Source organism: Phocaeicola sp. RTP21198st1_B8_RTP21198_201120 (assembly GCF_040929485.1).
Classification (GTDB): Bacteria; Bacteroidota; Bacteroidia; order Bacteroidales; family Bacteroidaceae; genus Phocaeicola; species Phocaeicola dorei.
The window spans coordinates 581-1,389 of sequence record NZ_JBCOCI010000232.1; the positions used below are offsets into that span (position 1 = coordinate 581).

Here is an 809-nt window from a genome sequence, read left to right on the forward strand (position 1 = left end):
GTATAATACAGCGGAGATTCTGTTATTGGGAAATAATGTGGAAGACGACTGTTTGAGCGAACTCAAAAGCAAGGTGGATTGTCACGATGTGGTGAATATGCAATATACATCGGGAACTACCGGTTTTCCGAAGGGAGTAATGCTGACACATTATAATATTGCCAATAATGGATTTCTGACTGGTGAACACATGAAGTTCACGGCGGATGATAAACTTTGCTGCTGTGTTCCGTTATTCCATTGTTTCGGAGTGGTGTTGGCCACCATGAACTGTCTGACTCATGGTTGTACGCAAGTAATGGTGGAACGTTTCGATCCGCTGATTGTATTGGCTTCCATTCATAAAGAACGTTGCACGGCTCTTTATGGCGTACCGACTATGTTTATTGCCGAGTTGCATCATCCGATGTTTGATCTCTTTGATATGTCTTGTCTTCGTACAGGTATTATGGCAGGTTCTCTATGTCCTGTTGAACTGATGAAGCAAGTGGAGGAGAAAATGTATATGAAGGTGACCAGTGTGTATGGACTGACAGAGACTGCACCGGGTATGACAGCTTCTCGTATTGATGATCCATTTGATGTGCGTTGTAATACGGTAGGGCATGATTTTGAATTTACGGAGGTAAAAGTGATCGACCCGGAAACTGGTGAAGAATGTCCGGTTGGCGTACAAGGTGAGATGTGCAATCGTGGGTATAACACCATGAAAGGATATTATAAAAATCCGGAAGCAACGGCAGAAGTGCTTGATGAAAACAACTTCCTGCATTCCGGTGATTTGGGTATCAAGGATGAAGATGGCAATT

At 43.3% G+C, this 809-nt stretch carries 1 protein-coding gene; it reads left to right on the forward strand.

Annotation, left to right across the window (positions count from 1 at the left end; all coding sequences use genetic code 11):
• The coding region (locus AB5935_RS24900) for an AMP-binding protein (RefSeq protein ID WP_368327744.1) at nucleotides 1–809 on the forward strand (809 nt) is incomplete at both ends.